The following is an 18,213-nucleotide window of genomic DNA, read 5'->3' as shown; positions in this document are numbered from 1 at the left end:
CGCAAAGGTAGCTTCGCTGTCCTTCGGTTTGCCCTACTTACTTTGCAAACATGCAACAACTCAACAAAGCTGTTTTCCTGGACCGCGACGGCGTGCTCAACAACGAAATCGGCGACTACGTGTGTCGGCTCGATGACTTCGTGGTGAGCCCCGGCGTGCCCGTGGCGCTGGCCCGCCTGAAGGCCGCAGGCTACTACCTGATTGTGGTGACGAACCAAGCCGGTATTGCCAAAAACCTCTACGACCACACTCACGTGGCGGCCTGCCACAACGTGTTACAGGAAGCCAGCGGCCACCTACTCGATGCCATTTATTACGCCGCTAACCACCCCAGCGTCAGTGAATCCATTTTCCGAAAACCTGATTCCGGAATGCTGGAAAAGGCCATTGCCCGCTTCAGGCTGGACGTGGCGCAGTGCTGGATAGTGGGCGACCGGCTGCGCGACATGCAAGCCGGCGAGCGGGTGGGGGTGCGGGGCATCCTTGTGGGGCACGAGGAAACGGCGGAGTTTGGCACCCGCGCGGCTGATTTGCAGAGCGCGGCGGATATTATCTTGAACAGAAGTTAAAAGTTGAGAGTTAAAAGTTAAAACCCCTGGCCTCTTTTGCGGAAATCAGGGGTTTTAACTTTTAACTCTCAACTTTTAACTTGAGAATCTACTGACGCTCTGCTACCTGAGCGTTGCTGGCCGTGATGGGCGAGGAAACACGGTTGGCAGCCTTGGTGCTGGTGTAGGCGGGGCACTTCTGGCGGTTGCACGAACCGAGGGCGAGAGCGGCTACGCTGGCGGCGAGCAGAACAATCTTTTTCATGAGTATAAATTGAGGAGTGATGACGCGGTTAGGCTTCAAAGATAAGCAAGCGGCGGCTTATTGCTGATATCCCAGAATGCGCATCATGCTTTCGGCTGTTTGCTTGGGGGCAAACACCCAGTCTTTTAGCGTGCCATCCTCGGCGCGGTCGAGAATGACGTGCTTGGGCGCGGGGATGAGGCAGTGCTTCACGCCGCCGTAGCCGCTGAGGCTTTCCTGGTAGGCGCCGGTATGGAAAAAGCCCACGTACAGTGGCTTAGGGTCGCGCTCGGGGCGGCGCTCGGGCAGGAATACCTGATAGATGTGCTTCTCGGCGTTGTAGTAATCCTGCGAGTCGCAGGTGAGGCCGCCGAGCTGGATTTTCTTGTATTTCTTGTCCCAGCCGTTCACGGCCAGCATGATAAAGCGCTGGTTGAGGGCCCAGGTGTCGGGCAGGTTGGTGATGAAGGAGCCGTCAATCATGTACCACAGCTCCTTGTCGTTCTGCAGCTTCTCGTCCAGAATGGAGTAGAGCGTGACGCCGCTTTCGCCCACCGTGAAGATGCCGAACTCGGTGAAAACGTTGGGCTCGGGCACGCCTTCCTCGGCGCAGATGCGCTGGATGGTGCGCAGGATTTCCGACACCATGTAAGGGTAGTCGTACTCGGGCTGGATGCTGGTCTGGATGGGGAAGCCGCCGCCGATGTCGATGGTGGTGAGCGTGGGGCACACCTTGCGCAACTCGCAGTATTTGTGGATGAAGCGACTTAGCTCCGACCAGTAGTACGAGGTGTCCTTGATGCCGGTATTGATAAAATAGTGCAGCATCGTGAGCTCGAAGCGCGGGTCGTCCTTGATGCGCTGCTCGTAGAGCGGAATGGCGTCGGTGTAGCGGATGCCCAGGCGCGAGGTATAGAACTGGAAGCGAGGCTCTTCGTCGGAAGCCAGGCGCATGCCCACGTTGCACTTTTCGCGCACGTGGTCGTGGTAGTAGTCGATTTCGTTGGGCGAGTCGAGAATCGGCATGCAGTTCACGAACCCGTCGTTGATGAGGTCGGAAATGTCGCGCTTGTACTCCTCAGTTTTGAAGCCGTTGCAGATGATATACTTCTGCTTATCAAACTTGCCCTCGGAGAACAGCGTGCGGATGATGTTGATGTCGAACCACGACGAGGTTTCGAGGTGGACGTTGTTTTTCAGCGCCTCTTCGAGCACGAAGCGGAAGTGCGACGACTTGGTACAGTAGGCGTAGGAGTAGCTGCCGGTGTAGCCGGTGCTGGCAATGGCATCGGCAAACCACTTTTTAGCCCGCTGAATCTGGGAGCTGATTTTGGGCAAGTACGTGAGGCGCAGCGGGGTGCCATGCTTCTCGATGAGTGCCATCAGGTCGATGCCGTGGAACTGTAACTCGTTTTCCTGCACGGTGAAATCGGCCGTGGGGAAGTCGAAGGTTTGGGAAATCAGGTCGTGATAGGTATCCATGAAATTTTCAAAAGCGGCGGGAAAGCCCGACCTTTGCGCCGGGTGGGTCAAAAGTACCGCCGCTGGGGAGAACTGCTTCCCGCCTCGTGATGATGAATGGCGACTTGGCTACGGCGGACATTTCCCGCCGCAAGGCAGCGCTCGACGGTGGCCTCTTACGGCTACGGTGGAACGATGGCCCGCCCACTACGCTCATTTTCCAAATCCCACCCAAAATGAAACCCATTACCCTCCTGGAAGTGCGCTCCGAATTAGGAGCCGGCACCCGCGGCGCCAGCATGGGCGTCGACGCCCTGCGCGTGGCCTGCCTCAACCAGGGCAGCGACTACTTCCGCCACTACGGCCTCGACACCGTGCCCGACCTCAACCACGTGCTGTTCGAGCCCAACCACTTCCCCTTCGCCAAGCACATCGACTCTATCTACACGGTGCAGAAGGGCATTGCCCGGGCCGTGGAAATGACGTTGCGCCGGGGCGAATTCCCGCTGGTGCTGTCCGGCGACCACAGCTCGGCCAACGCCACCATTGCCGGCATCAAGGCCGTATATCCGCAGAAAACCCTGGGCGTCATTTGGATTGACGCGCACGCCGACATCCACTCGCCCTTCACCACGCCCAGCGGCAACGTGCACGGCATGCCCCTGGCCGCCGCCCTCGGCGACGACAACCTGCCCTGCCAGCGCCAGCAAATCGACGCCGAAACCGAGTTTTTCTGGCGCCGCCTGCAAAACCTGGGCGAGCCCGGCCCCAAGCTGCGCCCCGAGCACCTCGTGTACGTGGCCGTGCGCGACACCGAAGCCGAAGAGGACGCCATCATCGAGCGCCTGGGCATCAAGCACATTCCCGTGGCCGAGGTGCAGGCCAAAGGCAGCCGCATCATTGCCCGCGAAATCTACGAGCACCTGCGCTTCTGTGACTTAGTGTACATCTCCTTCGACGTGGACAGCCTCGACGCCAGTTTCAGCCGCGGCACCGGCACGCCGGTGGAGGATGGGCTTTATCTGTCAGAAGGCGAGAATTTGTGTCAGGATTTGCTCGACAATGAGCGCGTGGTGTGCTTTGAAATGGGCGAAATCAACCCCACACTGGACCGCGAGAATACGATGGCCGACAATGCCTTTGGTATTCTGGTGAAGGCCACGGCGGCAATTGAAAAGCGCCTGCGGCTGAATGAGGTAGTGGGTAGGGGCGAGGCGCAGGGGTTGTAACCCCACCCCCGACCCCTCTCCAAAAGAGAGGGGAGCCGGACGATTCCTAAGTAAAGCATGACCGGCGCCCCCTCTTTTTTGGAGAGGGGGTCAGGGGGGGAGGTTGTACCTTTGCACCCGTGCAACAGTTAGAACAAGCCCTCAAAACCGCCCTGCAAACCGCCGCCCAGGCCGTTTTCGGCGTTGAAATCCCCGCCGCCAGCCTTGTGTTGCAGCCCACGCGCAAGGACTTTGCCGGCAGCTTCACCTTCGTCACTTTCCCACTCACCAAAACGCTGGGCAAAGGCCCCGAGCAAATCGGCCAGGCCCTGGGCGAGTGGCTGAAAGCAAGCGAGCCACGCGTCAGCGGCTACAACGTGGTGAAGGGTTTTCTGAACCTCGAAATAACCGACGCCGAATGGCTGAATTTGCTGCAAACGGTGCTGGCGCAGCCGGCCGGCGCACCGGTGGCCGTGCCCGGCAGCCCGCAGCGTGTTATAGTTGAGTATTCGTCGCCTAATACCAATAAGCCCCTGCATCTGGGGCACTTGCGCAATAACTTCCTGGGTTACGCGGTGGCCGAAATCATCAAAGCCACCGGCGCGCACGTTACCAAGGCCAACCTAGTGAACGACCGCGGCATCCACATCTGCAAGTCGATGCTGGCCTACCAGCGCTTCGGCCATGGCGAAACGCCGACCAGCGCGGGCATCAAGGGCGACCATCTCATCGGCAAATACTACGTGCTGTTCGACAAGCACTACCGCGAGGAAATCAAGCAGCTTGAAGCCGAAGGCGTGGCCACCGACGTGGCCAAAAAGCAGGCCCCGCTGATGACCGCCGCCCAGGAAATGCTGCAGCAGTGGGAAGCCGGCGACGAGGAAGTAGTGGGCCTCTGGCGCACCATGAACGGCTGGGTGTATGAGGGTTTCGACGAAACCTACAAAACCATCGGCGTCGATTTCGACAAGTTCTACTACGAGTCGGACACCTACCTGCTGGGCAAGGCGCGGGTAGAGGAAGGCCTGGAAAAAGGCGTTTTCTTCACCAAGGAAAACGGTTCGGTGTGGGTTGACCTGCAGGCTGAAGGGCTGGATGAAAAGCTCCTGCTCCGCGCCGACGGCACCAGCGTCTACATCACCCAGGACCTGGGCACGGCCGAGCTGAAATACGAGCAGTTCGGCTACGACAGCAGCATCTACGTCATCGGCGACGAGCAGAACTACCACATGCAGGTGCTGCAAGCCACGCTGCAAAAGCTGGGCAAGCCCTACGCCGAAGCCATTCATCACTTGAGCTATGGCATGGTCGATTTGCCCTCGGGCAAAATGAAATCGCGCGAAGGCACCGTGGTGGATGCCGACGAGCTGGTGCGCGAAGTAGTGGAAGCCGCTAAAGCCGCCACCCTCGAAAAGGGTAAAACTGAAGGCCTGAGCGACAGCGAGCTGGAGCAGCTCTACCACATGCTGGGTTTGGGCGCGCTGAAGTATTACCTGCTGAAAGTGGACCCCAAGAAGCGCATGCTGTTCAACCCGGCCGAGTCGGTGAGCCTGGAAGGTGACACGGGGCCGTTTATTCAATATTCCTACACCCGCACGGCTTCCATTGGCCGCAAAGCCAATGAAATGGGGATTTCTCCGAAGCTAGATGTCACGGCTATCGACGAACTGCATGCTTCCGAACGAGACTTGATACAGGAGTTGGCGCGTTATGGAAGCGTGGTAGGTAGCGCAGCGCAGACGATGTCGCCAGCCATTATCGCCCAATACTGTTACGAGCTAGCTAAAGCGTATAACCGTATGTTCGTGCAGGTGCCTTTCCTGAGCGAGCCTGACGAGGCTAAGCGCAATCTGCGTCTGGCACTTTCGGCGCGAGTAGGGGAGCAACTTAAAACTGCGCTGGGTTTGCTAGGTATCCAGGTGCCCGAGCGGATGTAAAAATTGTCATGCTGAACGCAGTGAAGCATCCTCTCGCGCTACAACGAGGCAGTAACTTAATCGTTTCAGCGTGATAGGATGCTTCGCTTTGCTCAGCATGACACGTTCTTTTTTAGCAGTTCAGAATAATGAAATCCGTTGCCGTTTACTGTGGCTCCAGCATCGGCGCCAACCCGCTCTACGCCCAACAAGCTCAGGCCCTTGGTGCGGCGCTGGCTGCGCAGGGCCTCACGCTGGTGTACGGTGGCGGCCGGGTGGGGCTGATGGGTACCATCGCTGATGCCGTACTGGCGGCGGGTGGGCAGGTGATTGGGGTGATTCCCGATTTTCTGCACGCCAAGGAAGTGTCGCACATCGGTTGCACCGAGCTGCACATCGTGAGCACGATGCACGAGCGCAAGCTGCTGATGGCCGAGCGCGCCGATGCCTTCGTGGCCATGCCCGGCGGCTACGGTACCCTCGAAGAGTTGTTTGAAGTGCTGACCTGGGGGCAGTTGGGCTTACACCGCAAGCCGGTAGGCCTGCTCAACGTGGCGGGCTACTACGACCACCTGCTGCTGGCCCTTGACCGGATGCGCGACGACCAACTGCTCCGCTCCGAAAACCGCAACCAGCTGCTGCAAGCCGATAACCCCGCCGAGCTGCTGGCGCAGCTGGCCACCTACCAGCCGCCGCAGCTGGAAAAATGGCTCACGCCGCCCACTACCTGAGTGGTAAAACTTTGCTGCCGTATCGGCAGTTTAAGTCGCAGTTATTCACGCCCAACATTTCCAATGAAAAAGCCCGCGCTACTTCTGCTCGTTGCCGCTGCCGTAGTGGCAGCCGCTTGCTCTCAATCCACCGCTTCCAACCCGCCCACCATGAACCCTTCCGCTGAAACTGCCGCCGCTGGCACCGTGTACGATTTTACTGTCAAATCTATTGATGGCAAAGACGTGAAATTGAGTCAGTACAAAGGCAAGAAGCTGCTCATTGTCAATACCGCTTCGGAGTGTGGCTACACGCCGCAGTATAAGGAGCTAGAGGAGCTTTCGAAAAAGTACGGCGACAAGGTGACCGTGCTGGGCTTCCCGGCCAATAACTTCGGCGGGCAGGAGCCCGGCAGCGAGAAGGAAATTGCCACCTTCTGCGAGAAAAACTATGGCGTGACCTTCCCGCTGTTCAGCAAAATCTCGGTGAAGGGCGACGACATGGCTCCGCTGTATAAATTCCTCTCCGATAAGTCGAAAAACGGCGCGGTGAGTGAGGCTCCCAGCTGGAATTTCTGCAAATACCTGGTGGACGAGAACGGCCACGTCGTGAAGTTTTACCCCTCCAAGGTGACGCCGCTGAGCGCGGAGCTGGTAGGGGATATTACGAAGTAAGTAACGTTTGTAAAAGAACGTGTCATGCTGAACGCAGTGAAGCATCTTGTGTGGAGTAGTAACCAAGATTACTGCTGCACGCAAGATGCTTCACTGCGTTCAGCATGACACGTTCTATTTTGTTTCCAAGCCTATGTCTCCCTGGATTTCCGCCTTCCGCCCGCGCACGCTGCCGCTGGCGCTGGCCAGCATTCTTACTGGTGGCTTCCTGGCCGCTGCCGCTGGCCATTTCAATGGTCCGGTAGTGGCACTGGCGGCCCTCACCACCATCCTGCTCCAGATTCTGAGCAACCTCGCCAACGACTATGGCGACTCGCAAAACGGCGCCGACAGCGTGTACCGCGAGGGCCCCATGCGGGCCGTGCAGAGCGGCGCCATCACCCCGGCACAGATGAAGCGGGCCATGTATCTTTTCGGCGGGTTGTCGCTGCTGAGCGGGCTGGCGCTGCTGTGGGTGGCGCTGGGCGCGGCGGGCATAGGCATATTCGCGGGCTTTCTGGCGCTGGGGCTGGCCGCCATCTGGGCCGCGGTGAACTATACGGCGGGCAAAAACCCTTACGGCTACGCCGGGCTGGGCGACATCTCGGTGTTTCTGTTTTTTGGCATCGTGGGCGTGTGCGGCACCTACTTTTTACAAACCCAAACGCTGCCGCTGACGGTGCTGCTGCCCGCCGCCGCGCTGGGCTGCTTCGCCACGGCCGTGCTGAATGTGAATAATATCCGCGACATCAAATCGGATGTGCTGGCGGGCAAAATCACCATCCCGGTGCGGCTGGGGCCGGCGCACGCCCGGCGCTACCACTGGCTGCTGCTGCTGCTGGGGTTGGGCTGCGCCACGGTATTCGTGGCGCTTACGTACCACTCGCCCTGGCAGTGGCTGTATGCGCTGGCGGCGCCGCTCTTCCTCTTCAATGCCGTGCAGGTGTGGCAGCGGCAGGAGTCGCTGCAGATTGACCCGCTGCTGAAGCAGATGGCGCTGAGCACACTGGTGTTTACGGTATTGTTTGGGGTGGGGCAGGTGGTGTAGGGCAGCTGCAAAGACGCGCGGGGCTACATTCGTGCTTTCTCTCCGTTCAGCATGCAGCGCGCCTACTATCAAGCTCCGATACCAAATTTTCTGGCCGATGATGAGCTGTTCATCATCGGCCAGTTGGTTTTAAGCCACGACCATGCGCTGGAAGACCTGCAACGCAATGCCTAGCTCCAGCAAATCCGGCTGCTAAAACATGAGTTATCCGAGTTTCCGCAGGGGCACTTGCTGCTGGAAGTGGCCATCCCGCGCATGGGCAAGCGGGCCGATGCTGTGGTACTACTGGCAGATGCTGTTTTCGTGCTTGAATTCAAGGTGGGAAGCACCAGCTACGACCAGGCCGGGCAAGACCAAGTGCTGGATTACGCCTTGGACTTGAAGAACTTACACGCCGGTAGTCACCATGCCCGCATCTTGCCGGTGCTTATTGCTACCCAGGCTGCGGCATATGCCAATAAGCTGAATTCTTACCCGGACGGCCTCCACGAAACCCTGCTAGGCAATGCTGCGCAGCTGGCCGGGATTCTGCAGTTGGGCATAGCGGCCGCAGTAGGTCCGCCACTGGCGGTGGCTGCCTGGCTACAGGCCGGCTACCAACCCACACCTACTATTATCGAGGCCGCGCAGGCGCTGTACAAAGGCCATCAGGTAACCGAAATCTCCCGCTCCGATGCCGGGGCCGAAAATCTCTCGGTTACGGGGGCCTGTATTGCCAAAATCATCGACCATTCCAAAGCGCAGGGGCGCAAAAGCATTTGCTTTGTGACGGGAGTGCCCGGCGCGGGTAAAACGCTGGCGGGCCTCAATATTGCCACCGAACGCACCAGGGTAGATGCGCAGGAGCACGCCGTGTTTCTCTCGGGGAATGGGCCCTTGGTGGCGGTGTTGCGCGAGGCCCTGGCCCGCGACAAAGTGCAGGAAGCCAAACAGCAAGGTCAGCGCATCGAGAAGAAAAAAGCGGTGTCGCAGGTGCAGTCGTTTATCCAGAACATCCACCATTTCCGCGACGAGGCCTTACGCTTGTCCGCCGCGCCGGTAGAAAAAGTCACCGTTTTCGACGAAGCCCAGCGGGCGTGGTCGGCCGAGCAGGCCAGCAAGTTTATGCAGCAGAAGCGTGGGCAAACGGACTTTAATATGTCGGAGCCCGAGTTTCTGGTGGAGGTGATGGACCGGCATCCCGACTGGTGCACCATCGTGTGCCTAGTGGGTGGCGGTCAGGAAATCAATACCGGCGAGGCTGGCCTCGAAGAATGGCTGCGCGCCTTCGAAACGCGCTTTCCCGATTGGGATTTATTCTACTCCAGCCGTATCCGCGACGACCGCAACTACCTGGCCGATGCCGCCGCCGTGGCCCGGCTGGACGCTCTGCAGGCCGCTCCATTGGCCGAGCTGCACCTTGCTGTATCGGTGCGCTCTTTCCGGGCCGAGCGGTTGGCGGCCTTCGTGCAGGCCGTGCTGGATGCCGACCTTCCGGAAGCGCGGCGCTTATTTCAGGAGCATCTGCAAAGTGCTTATCCATTACGCATCACGCGCCAGCTGGACGCGGCCCGCGCCTGGCTGCGGCAGCAGGCCCGCGGTTCCGAGCGCTACGGGCTGGTGGCCTCGTCGGGCGCGCACCGGCTCAAGCCGCTGGGTTTGAATATCAAGGATAAAATCGACGCGCCGGTGTGGTTTCTCAACCCGGCCGATGATGTGCGCTCGTCTTATTATCTAGAGGATGTGGCCACTGAGTTCGATATTCAAGGCCTGGAGCTGGACTGGGTAGGCGTGGCCTGGGATGCCGATTTTGCCCTGCGCAACGGCACCTGGCAGCTCCGCAAATTCAAGGGTACGCGCTGGCAGCAGTGCAACTCGGCCGATAGCCGTCGCTACCTCCTCAATGCCTACCGCGTGCTGCTCACGCGGGCCCGGCAGGGCATGGTGCTGTTCATCCCGCCTGGCGATACCAACGACCCCACGCGCCTGCCGGAGTGGTACGACGAAACCTACCGGTTTTTTCAACAAACAGGCGTGCCGGAGCTGTAGGAAAGAGCCAGGCAATAATCCCAAAGCCGGAGCCGTTGAGAAGCGAAGTCTGCTCACCTTTTCCCCGGTTGCGTCCCCGGCATCGTGGCGCCCGCGCTATGGCATATCGCCGCTTATTTTACGCTCCGGCCCTGCTCTGGCTGGCGGCCTGCACCACGCCCACGAAGCCCGAAGCTGCGCTGCCCATGGAGTTTGGCCCCAGCACCAATGGCCTCATCTACTCGCCGCAGACGATGGGGCAGCTGCGCCACATCGTCGATTCGCTCAACCTGCGGCACAAGGTGTGCGAGCTGCACCCCAGCTACCGCAGCTTGCGCCAGGGGCAGGCCAGCTACGTGTACTTGGATAGTAGCGACCTGAAGCAGGCTCGGCAAGCCTTGGAGCAAGGCATCACGCCCGAGGCCTTTGGGGCGCGCTTCCCCCGCGCCACCGTTGTCAACGACCTGCACCTTACCAGCTACCAAAGCCAGGGCTGGGACGGCGACGAGCCCGAAGCCTACACCGTGTACGGCACCATTCCGCTACATAATCAGGTCGAATACGAGTTTCGTGTGCCGGGACCCTGGCCCCGGCAGTCGCCAGCCGCCGGGCGCTGGATTATCAACTACCAGCCCAAAACCGACTATTCCGGGGCACAGCTGCAGGCCTTCTACCTGCCCGCACCACTCACCCAAACCACCCTGGCCACGCCTTATGCCCGGCTGGTGCAGTACGCCGACTGCCTGATTGACACCACCTCCCAGATTTACCTGGCAGCCGCCCAGCGCCGCCGGCCCTATGACGAAAAAACTCCGCCGGCCCTCCACACCTTCCTGACTTACGCGCACGAGCAAACGCAGCGGCCGAACGACGACTACCACGAAGAGCAAACCAATGCCGAGCGCGAAGCCCAGTGGCGCGCCCTGCGCGAGTGGGATTCGCTGCGCCTGGGCCGGACGGACCGCCTGGCCCGCACCACCCCCCGATTCCGGATGCTACTCGTGCAGGCGGCCACCGATACGGCCAGCATCGGGGCTACCAATGAAGAGTTTGAAGAATACGTGGCCCGCTACTACTCCCGCAGAAAGGCGCTGGAGCTCAAGCGCAGCCGCCGGGTGGTAGGCTTCTGCAGCCAGGACAGCGGCCCGCGCCGCCACGCCCTGAGCATTGCCACGCTCTCGGCCGAAACGGTGAACTGGGAAACCTTCCTGCGCGCTCACCTCGACATTATGAACGACCGGTTTGAGCGGCAGTCCGACGGCAGCTACGCCCAGGCCGAGCGCCAAACCTACCTCCGCGAGCTCGAAGAGCTCGACATCAACGTGCCCGACCTGATGCTGGGCATCAGCCTGCGCATCGACCACGCCGGCCGCAACCACTACTACGGCAGCATCGGCCGGCTGAGCCGGGCGCTGGCCGAAACCCGGCAGCCCCGCCAGTTCGAGCAGCGCCTGCTCGGCCTGATAACCGACCCCCGGCTCGACACTTACAACCGCCTCATGGCCTACTACCTGTTCCTGGGCTATAATCGCAACCTGACCAATGAGGCACAGCAAAAGCTCAATGTGGCCCGCCTCAACACGGCCGTGCAAAAGCTGCCGCCCTGCCTGGTAGCTCATGCAGTAGTGAAAGACGAAGAGTAGCCACTAAAAAAGCCCCGCCAGTAGCGGGGCTTTTTTAATTACTTACTCAGCAGCAGGTGCGGCGGCCGGCGCCTCCCCACCGCCTTCCGGCTTGGGCCCGCGCTTGCGGTTGCGCCCGCCGCGGCTGCGGCGGCGCTCGCCCTCAGCACGGGGCTCACGAGCTTCCCCCTCGGGGCGTGGCTCACGCGGCGGCCGGGCTTCACCTTCCGGCCGGGGCTCGCGGGGCGGGCGAGCTTCGCCCTCAGGCCGCGGAGCACGGGGCTCGCGCGGCGAGCGGCTGTCGCCTTCCGGGCGGGGGCGACGCTCGCGGCGCTCTTCGCCTTCGGGGCGGGGCTCGCGGGGCGGGCGTTGGAAGGGCGTGGCCGGGGCCTGGCCCGCGTCGAGAGCGGCGAGGGCGTTTTTGGCGTTGGCCAAGCGCTCGAGGTACTTGGGGTCTTTGGGGTCGGGGGCGTCGCGGCGGGGCTTGCCGCCATCGCGGCCACCATCCCGGCCACCTTCGCGGCGCGGGCCGCGGTCGCTGCCTTCGGAGCGGGGGCCCCGGTCGCGGCCACCACCGCCGCCGCCGCCGTGACCACCCCGGGCGGGGCGGCCGCCGATTTTACCACCCAGGCCGGCGAAGCGTTTGGGGTCGTACTCGGGCGCTTCGCCCAGGCCGAGGGCCTCGGTGATTTTCTGCTTCTCGATTTCGCGCTCGATGAGGCGCTCGATTTTCTGCACCCGGTCCTGGTCCTGGTCCGAGATGAAGGTGATGGCGGTGCCCTTGGTGGCGGCGCGCGCGGTGCGGCCGATGCGGTGAACGTAGTCCTCGGCGGCGCGGGGAATATCGTAATTCACCACGTGGCTCAGCGAGTCAATATCAATGCCCCGGCTGAGCACGTCGGTAGCCACCAGAATGGGGAACTGCTTGTTTTTGAAGGCCCGCATGATTTCCTCGCGCTCCTCCTGGGTGCGGTCGGAGCTGATGCCCCGGGCCTCGATGCCCAGCTTGTTCACCGCCTTCACGATGCCGCCCACGGCCGCCTTCTGGCTGGTGAAAAGCACCATGCTCTGCACGTCCTGGGTCTTGATGAGGTGTTCGAGGATGTAGATTTTCTGGCGGTCGTAGGCCATGTAAAACTGCTGGTCGATGCCGGCGGCGGGCTTCGATACGGCCAGCCGGATTTCGTCCGGATTCTGCAGAATCTGCTGCGAGAAATCGCGGATTTTCTGCGGCATGGTGGCCGAGAACAGCAGCGTCTGCCGCTGCTTGGGCAGCTGGCGCACGATGTTGAAAATATCGTCCGAGAAGCCCATGTCCATCATCTTATCCGCCTCGTCGAGCACCAGGTACTTGATTTGGTCGAACTTCACGTAGCCCATTTGGAGGTGGGCAATGAGGCGGCCGGGCGTGGCAATGATGATGTCGGCCCCGCTGGTGAGGGCGCGCTTCTGCTGCTCCCAGTTCTCGCTTTTGCCGCCGCCATAAATGGCTATCGAGCTGGCTTCGACGTAGTAGCCGAAGCCCATCACCTGCTCGTCAATCTGGGTGGCCAGCTCGCGGGTGGGCACCAGGATGAGGGTGGTGGTGTGGCCGTGCTTATCGTGCGAAATCTTGTCGAGCAGCGGCAGCAGATAGGCGGCGGTTTTGCCGGTGCCGGTCTGGGCGCAGGCAATGAGGTCTTTGCCTTCGAGGATTTTGGGGATGGCCTGCTCCTGGACCGGAGTGGCCTGCTGGTAATTCATGGCGTCGATGCCGGCCAGCAGGTCGTCATGGAGCGCAAATTCGTGAAACGTCAAGGTTCAGCGTAGTTAAGAAGATAAAAGGGCTGACCTCGTGCTTTTGGTCAGCAAACCGCTTGATTTGCGGTAAAGATACTCACGAGCGCCGCAGTGCCGTAAAAGCGGCAAAACCACCTCTTGAGCTTGTCTGAGAAATGCGCAAGCGTCTTTGCACAACTCGCAAACGTCCTCAGATAGGTCGCAAGCGTCTTTGGACAGCTCGCATGCTTCTTTGCGCACCTCGCATGCTTCTTTGCGCACCTCGCATACTTCTTTGGACGGGTCGCATGCTTCTTTAGGCAACTTGCAAACGTCCTCAGACAAGTCGCATGCTTCTTTGGACGGGTCGCATACTTCTTCGGACTACTCTCAAACTACCTATTCTACATCATGCCCCTCGACCGCTTCTCCACCCAATCTGCCGCCTACGCGCAGTACCGCATCACCTACCCCGCCGCCCTCTACGACTGGCTGTTGCCCCAGGTGCCCGGCCGCGAGCGGGCCTGGGACTGCGCCACCGGCAACGGCCAGGTAGCCGCCGCCCTGGCCCTGCATTTCGCCCACATCGAAGCCACCGACCTCAGCGCCAACCAGCTCAAACAAGCCTCCGCGTTACCCAACGTCCACTACCAGACCTCCCCGGCCGAGCACTCGCCCTTCGCCGATGCCTCTTTCGATTTGATAACCGTGGGCCAGGCCGTGCATTGGTTCGATGAGCCGGCCTGGCACCGCGAGGCCCGCCGGGTGCTGCGCCCCGGCGGCGTGCTGGCCGAGTGGGGCTACCAGCTCTGTCGCCTCGAAACGCCTGAGCTGAACCGCGTGCTCGACGAGTTTCACGACGTGACCTCGGCCCCGTACTGGGACGCCAACCGCCGCCACATCGCCGACGAGTACGCCCACATTGCCTTCCCCTTCGCCGGGGTGCAGCACGCCCGCTTCGCCGTCGAAAAGCACTGGACGGCAGAAGACATGCTGAACTACCTCGGCACCTGGTCGGCCACCGCCAACTACGCCCGCCAGCACGCCGGGGCCGATATGGTAGCGTTGGTGGCCGAGGAATTGACGCGGCTCTGGGGGCCGGGTGCGCGGCTAGTGAGTTTCCCGGTATTTGCGCGGGCCGGTGTAGCACGATAGTAGCGCGAACTTCGTAACCTGGATTACCGACGAGCCGCGAAGCGGCGACACGTTGGTAGCCTAAACCAGTTTCTGGTAGACAGAGCCGCGAAGCGGCGGCACTTATCTCTGCGCCGAGTGCCGCCGCTTTGCGGCTCTGGCCACTCTTAATACTCAATAAACTAACAACTTGTCGCCGCTTTGCGGCTAGTTCGCGCTACATCATATGCTCCCCTTCGCCCACCTTCGCATTCTCGAGCTCGCCGCCGTGCTCGCCGGCCCGCAGGTCGGCCAATTCTTCGCCGAGCTCGGCGCCGAAGTCCTGAAAATCGAGCCCCCCGCCGGCGACGTCACCCGCACCTGGAAAACGCCCGCCGAAGCCGCCGACACCGATGTGTCGGCCTACTTTGCCGCTTCCAACTGGGGTAAAAAATCCGTGGTGCTGGACCTCACCACGCCCGCCGGCCGCGCCCGGCTCCACCGCCTCGCCGCCTCGGCCGACATCGTATTGGCCAGCTACAAACCCGGCGATGCCGAAAAGCTCGAAGCCGATTACGCCACGCTAAGTAAAGAAAACCCGCGCCTCATCTACGGCCAAATCACCGGCTACGGCCCCGAAACCGCCCGCGCCGGCTACGACGCCGTGCTGCAGGCCGAAGCCGGCTTCATGCACCTCAACGCCGCCGCCCCCGGCCAGCCACCCCAGAAAATGCCCGTGGCGCTGATGGACTTACTCGCCGCCCACCAGCTCAAGGAAGGTATCCTGACTGCCCTCTACCACCGCGAAAAAACCGGCCACGGTACCCTCGTGCAAGTCAGCCTGCTCGAAAGCGCCCTGGCCTCACTGGCCAACCAGGCCAGCAGCTACCTCGTCACGGGCCACGACCCGCAGCCGCTGGGCTCGGGCCACCCCAGCATCGTGCCCTACGGCACCGTGTACACCGCCGCCGATGGCCAGCGCCTGGTGCTGGCCGTCGGCTCCGACGGCCAGTTCCGCGAGCTCTGCTTCGCCCTGGCCCGCTCCGCCTGGGCCCTCGAAGACCGTTTTCGCACCAACCCAGCCCGCGTGGCCCACCGCGCTGAGCTGGAGGCCATGCTCACGGAGCGCATCGCGCAAGTATCCGGCGCTAAGCTGCTGGCCGAGCTGGTGCGCCGCGCCGTGCCCGCCGGCGCCGTGCGCACGGTGGGGGAGGCCCTGCGCCAGCCCAACGCCCAGGCCCAACTGCTGCCGTCTGCCCCCGGTTTCCCGCCTGCTGGGCTGCGCACGGTGGCTTTCCACGCCGCCGCCTGGGAAAGAGTATCTGAATTGACCCCACCACCCGCGCTGGGGCAACTCCCAGCCACCGATGTTGCGTAACTAAGCCTACGCGCCGGCCGCTCGCGCCCGCCGTGCTGCTTTCTTCCTCGCTTTTGAAAACAACGCTCATGGCCAAAGCCGCCCGCCCCAAACCCACCGCCGACGCCGCCGACCCCGAAGCCAAAGTGCCCGCCACCAAGCCCGTGGCCACTAAAAAGCCACGCAAGGCCCCCGCCACCCCGCCCGCTGTCGAGGCCCCGCCCGCGCCGCCCGCCGCCACCACGCACTCCGGCGCCACCGCCACCAACAACGCGCCCACCGCCCCCGCCGGCTCCCCCATCGAGGCTCCCGCCGACCGCCTCGACCAGATTTTCGACGGCCTCAAGCAGAAATCCACCGCCAAGCAGGCCATCTACCGCAACACCCAGAATACCTTCGATTGCCTGCGCAAAGTCAGCCAGGAGCTGGTGGTGGAATTGGTGCGCAAAATCACCCCGCTCGATTCGAGCGTGGCTATCGAATACCGCCCGGTGAATGAAATGGAGTTCCACATCCGCTTCTCCGGCGACCTGCTGGTCTTCATCATGCATTCCAACATCGTCACCTTCCCCGACGACTACGGCCCCATGCCCACCGCCTACGTCGAAGCCGATTTCCGTCGCCGTTTCTTCGGCCACATCATGGCCTACAACTTCATGGCCGACAGCATCAAGTACAACCGCCTCAACGACCCCGGCTACCTCGTCGGCCGCCTGCTGGTCAACATCGAAAACCACTACTTCCTCGAAGGCGTGCAGCAACTGGAGTTGCCCGATAACGACATGAGCGACAACCCCGTCACTGAAGATGCCATGAAGCTCTTCGTCGAAAGCGCCATGATTGCCGCCGTCAACAACGACCTCATCGCCCCCGGCCTGCCCGAAATCCAGAAGATTTCCGTCAAGCAAAAGCTCGAAAACCAGCAGGTGAGCCGCGGTAGTAAAGTGGGTTTCAGCTTCTACAAGGAGCAGAAGCCGCAGTATGATTTCTGGGGGTAGCAGAACGACCAAAAAAAGCACGTCATCCTGAGCGCAGCGAAAGGATGACGTGCTTTTTTGCTACTTCGGCTCCGGCCCCCGAAACGCATCCTTGCCCTTCACTGCCGGCAGCTTCACCGGCCGCCCCTCGCGGGCCGACTGGTAAATAGCCTCCATAATGCGCTGGTCCTGCATGCCTTCCTCACCCGGCGTGTGCGGCTGCTTATCCTCCAGAATGCACTCTGAAAAGTGGTCCATCTCGGCCGCAAACTGGTTGATAGCGCCCAGCGTAATGTGGTTTTCCATCTTCGCCGAACCTTCGGCGTGCGAGGTCTGCAGCGCCTGCCCCTTGTAGGCGTAAGCATTGTTGAGGTGAATCCAGCCACGCTCGGTATTCACGCGGTAGAAGCGCGAATCGTGGGTATTGTAGTGCGTGATGCTGTCCACGACCAGCCCATCGGCGAAGCGCAGCTGAAACGACATCATCTCCTCCACTTCCTTGAACAGCGGGTTGCCCGGCGTGCTGTGCATGTAGCCAAACACCTCCGTAGGCTCAGTGCCGAGCACGAAGCGGGCCGTATTGAGGCAATACAAACCGATGTCGGGCAACGCGCCGCCGCCGGCCAGCGCCTTCTTGTGCCGCCAGTGGTCGGGGTTGGCCGAGCTCTGGCTGTTTTGGGCCTGGATGTACTTGGGCTTGCCGAACTTGTTTTGGCGTATCATGTCGCGCACGGCCCGGTTGTAGGGCTCGTACTGAATGCGGTAGGCCACCATCAGCTTCACTTTCGCCTGCTTACAAGCGTCAATCATCAGCTCGCACTCGCGCACCGAATTGGCCATCGGCTTCTCGCAGAGAATGTGCTTGCCCGTCTTAGCCCCGCGAATAACGTACTCGGCGTGCATCGAATTGGGCAGCACGATGTAAATGGCCTGCACCTCCGGGTTGTCCTTCAGCTTCTCATAATCGGCATACGAGTAGCAGCTCTCGGGCTTGATACCGTACTGCTGCGCCACCTTCTTCAGCTTCTCGGGCGAGCCGCTCACCAGCGCCGTGGGCTTCGATTTTTTGCACTGCCCAAAGGCCGGCAGCAGCTCTTCCAGCGTAAGGTGGCCCAGGCCCACCAGTGCGTAGCCCACCCGCTTATCGGGCGGCAGCGGCGTGGGGGTGGGCGCCGATTTCGGGTCCACGTCCGACTTCCAGGCCTCCAGCTCGATGGGCTCGCTCAGCCCCGTCGGCACCCGCGCCGGCGGCGACACGGCTTCGGAAGAAGGCACCGACTGGCCCTCCGGCGCGGTGTAGGTGGTGGCAGCATCCACCTCCGCCGCCGGGGTGCCCGTGAGCGGCGTAGTAGCGGCGGCCGCGGCGGGACCAGGTTTGTCTTGGCAGCTGGCCAGGGCCCCGGCGGCTACGCCCACGGCCAGCCCGCGCCCGGCCATGCTCAGAAATTCCTTGCGCGAAACCTCCTGGCCGGCATGGCGCAGAACGGTGTTCAGTAGTTCGTTGGTAATGGACATAGAACGACAATAAAGTTGAGGGCCGCCGTTCGGATGAACGGCGGCCCTCAACTTTACGGAGCATTCAAGTGCAAT

Annotated in this window: 16 protein-coding genes; 12 read left to right on the top strand and 4 right to left on the bottom strand. The window is 61.6% G+C overall.

Going from position 1 to position 18,213, the window contains the following annotated elements; translation table 11 throughout:
* Positions 1 to 50 precede the first annotated feature (50 nt).
* Complete coding sequence (locus Q5H93_RS13265; protein WP_305007028.1) at positions 51 to 569, top strand: D-glycero-alpha-D-manno-heptose-1,7-bisphosphate 7-phosphatase; 519 nt, start codon at positions 51 to 53, stop codon at positions 567 to 569.
* A gap of 88 nt (positions 570 to 657) precedes the next feature.
* On the opposite strand, the gene Q5H93_RS13260 is transcribed toward Q5H93_RS13265, so the two are convergent.
* Positions 658 to 813, bottom strand: coding sequence for a hypothetical protein (locus Q5H93_RS13260; protein ID WP_305007027.1), 156 nt, complete (start codon positions 811 to 813; stop codon positions 658 to 660).
* 57 nt (positions 814 to 870) lie between these two features.
* A complete protein-coding gene (locus tag Q5H93_RS13255) occupies positions 871 to 2,274 on the bottom strand; it encodes a type III PLP-dependent enzyme domain-containing protein (protein ID WP_305007026.1) in 1,404 nt (467 codons plus the stop codon).
* A 215-nt stretch (positions 2,275 to 2,489) separates the two neighbouring features.
* Here Q5H93_RS13255 and Q5H93_RS13250 point away from each other — a divergent pair, with 215 nt between their 5' ends.
* From Q5H93_RS13250 to Q5H93_RS13215, 8 genes are all read left to right on the top strand, one after another.
* Positions 2,490 to 3,482 (top strand): arginase, encoded by a 993-nt coding sequence (locus Q5H93_RS13250; RefSeq protein ID WP_305007025.1) that lies wholly within the window; start codon positions 2,490 to 2,492, stop codon positions 3,480 to 3,482.
* A gap of 119 nt (positions 3,483 to 3,601) precedes the next feature.
* On the top strand, positions 3,602 to 5,398 hold the full coding sequence (gene argS / locus Q5H93_RS13245) for an arginine--tRNA ligase (protein WP_305007024.1): 1,797 nt from the start codon (positions 3,602 to 3,604) through the stop codon (positions 5,396 to 5,398).
* 128 nt (positions 5,399 to 5,526) lie between these two features.
* Positions 5,527 to 6,108 carry an LOG family protein gene (locus Q5H93_RS13240; protein ID WP_305007023.1) on the top strand — a complete coding sequence of 194 codons (582 nt, stop codon included), beginning with the start codon at positions 5,527 to 5,529 and terminating at the stop codon, positions 6,106 to 6,108.
* Between the two features lie 150 nt (positions 6,109 to 6,258).
* Positions 6,259 to 6,762 carry a glutathione peroxidase gene (locus Q5H93_RS13235; RefSeq protein ID WP_305007022.1) on the top strand — a complete coding sequence of 168 codons (504 nt, stop codon included), beginning with the start codon at positions 6,259 to 6,261 and terminating at the stop codon, positions 6,760 to 6,762.
* Between the two features lie 133 nt (positions 6,763 to 6,895).
* Positions 6,896 to 7,789: a 1,4-dihydroxy-2-naphthoate polyprenyltransferase gene (locus tag Q5H93_RS13230; RefSeq protein WP_305007021.1), complete on the top strand. Its 894-nt coding sequence runs from the start codon at positions 6,896 to 6,898 to the stop codon at positions 7,787 to 7,789.
* A 51-nt stretch (positions 7,790 to 7,840) separates the two neighbouring features.
* Positions 7,841 to 7,963: a hypothetical protein gene (locus tag Q5H93_RS13225; RefSeq protein ID WP_305007020.1), complete on the top strand. Its 123-nt coding sequence runs from the start codon at positions 7,841 to 7,843 to the stop codon at positions 7,961 to 7,963.
* A gap of 54 nt (positions 7,964 to 8,017) precedes the next feature.
* The gene (locus tag Q5H93_RS13220) at positions 8,018 to 9,817 is read left to right on the top strand and encodes a DUF2075 domain-containing protein (protein WP_305007019.1); all 1,800 of its coding nucleotides are present in this window, start codon (positions 8,018 to 8,020) and stop codon (positions 9,815 to 9,817) included.
* Positions 9,818 to 9,915: 98 nt separating this feature from the next.
* Complete coding sequence (locus Q5H93_RS13215; RefSeq protein ID WP_305007018.1) at positions 9,916 to 11,439, top strand: hypothetical protein; 1,524 nt, start codon at positions 9,916 to 9,918, stop codon at positions 11,437 to 11,439.
* Between the two features lie 42 nt (positions 11,440 to 11,481).
* Here Q5H93_RS13215 and Q5H93_RS13210 read toward each other — a convergent pair whose 3' ends face one another.
* Entirely contained in the window at positions 11,482 to 13,215 is a 1,734-nt protein-coding gene (locus Q5H93_RS13210) for a DEAD/DEAH box helicase (protein ID WP_369811019.1), read from the bottom strand.
* A 372-nt stretch (positions 13,216 to 13,587) separates the two neighbouring features.
* On the opposite strand from Q5H93_RS13210, the gene Q5H93_RS13205 reads away from it, so the two are divergent.
* From Q5H93_RS13205 to Q5H93_RS13195, 3 genes are all read left to right on the top strand, one after another.
* Positions 13,588 to 14,331 (top strand): class I SAM-dependent methyltransferase, encoded by a 744-nt coding sequence (locus tag Q5H93_RS13205; RefSeq protein WP_305007017.1) that lies wholly within the window; start codon positions 13,588 to 13,590, stop codon positions 14,329 to 14,331.
* A gap of 205 nt (positions 14,332 to 14,536) precedes the next feature.
* Entirely contained in the window at positions 14,537 to 15,667 is a 1,131-nt protein-coding gene (locus Q5H93_RS13200; RefSeq protein ID WP_305007016.1) for a CaiB/BaiF CoA transferase family protein, read from the top strand.
* A 53-nt stretch (positions 15,668 to 15,720) separates the two neighbouring features.
* Positions 15,721 to 16,644: a hypothetical protein gene (locus Q5H93_RS13195; RefSeq protein WP_305007015.1), complete on the top strand. Its 924-nt coding sequence runs from the start codon at positions 15,721 to 15,723 to the stop codon at positions 16,642 to 16,644.
* Positions 16,645 to 16,704: 60 nt separating this feature from the next.
* On the opposite strand, the gene Q5H93_RS13190 is transcribed toward Q5H93_RS13195, so the two are convergent.
* Positions 16,705 to 18,138 carry a Gfo/Idh/MocA family protein gene (locus Q5H93_RS13190; protein WP_305007014.1) on the bottom strand — a complete coding sequence of 478 codons (1,434 nt, stop codon included), beginning with the start codon at positions 18,136 to 18,138 and terminating at the stop codon, positions 16,705 to 16,707.
* Positions 18,139 to 18,213 lie beyond the last annotated feature (75 nt).

The sequence above is a fragment of the Hymenobacter aranciens genome, from assembly GCF_030580865.1.
In the GTDB taxonomy this organism is placed as follows: domain Bacteria; phylum Bacteroidota; class Bacteroidia; order Cytophagales; family Hymenobacteraceae; genus Hymenobacter; species Hymenobacter aranciens.
Note: the sequence above shows the minus strand (reverse complement) of the source record. Positions and strands in the feature narration are given on the sequence as shown.